Source organism: Arthrobacter sp. Y3223164, assembly GCF_059091005.1.
Genome location: NZ_JBNHGF010000877.1, coordinates 1 through 419, shown reverse-complemented (window position 1 = coordinate 419; position 419 = coordinate 1). Strand labels below are relative to the sequence as shown.

The window sequence follows — 419 nt, the reverse complement described above, 5'->3', positions numbered from 1 at the left end:
CGCGACGCCTGGCGGCCGGTGCCGGGCACGCCGGTTCCCTTGAACCTGCGCCCCCGGCACCCTGCCGGCAAGGATTTTCGCCCGTTGACGAGGCCCCGCTGCCCAGCGGGGGGACCGGTCAGTGGAAGAAGTGGCGTGCCCCGGTGAAGTACATGGTGATGCCGGCGGCGTTGGCCGCTGCCACCACTTCTTCGTCCCGGACCGAACCGCCGGGCTGCACTACGGCACGGATGCCGGCATCGAGGAGGATCTGCAGGCCGTCGGCGAACGGGAAGAACGCGTCCGATGCCGCCACGGCACCGCGGGCGCGCTCGGGCGCTCCGGAGCCTTGCACATTGGCCGCTCCCCCGGCAGCGTCGGCCCCGCCGTCGACCGCCACGCCGAGCGTATTGGCCCGCTCGACGGCCAGGCGGCAGGAA

1 pseudogene is annotated in these 419 nt (G+C 73.3%); it reads right to left on the bottom strand.

Annotation, left to right across the window (positions count from 1 at the left end):
* Positions 1 to 118 precede the first annotated feature (118 nt).
* A pseudogene (gene purH / locus AC5RUJ_RS18505) lies at positions 119 to 419 on the bottom strand (bifunctional phosphoribosylaminoimidazolecarboxamide formyltransferase/IMP cyclohydrolase); the annotation flags it as partial.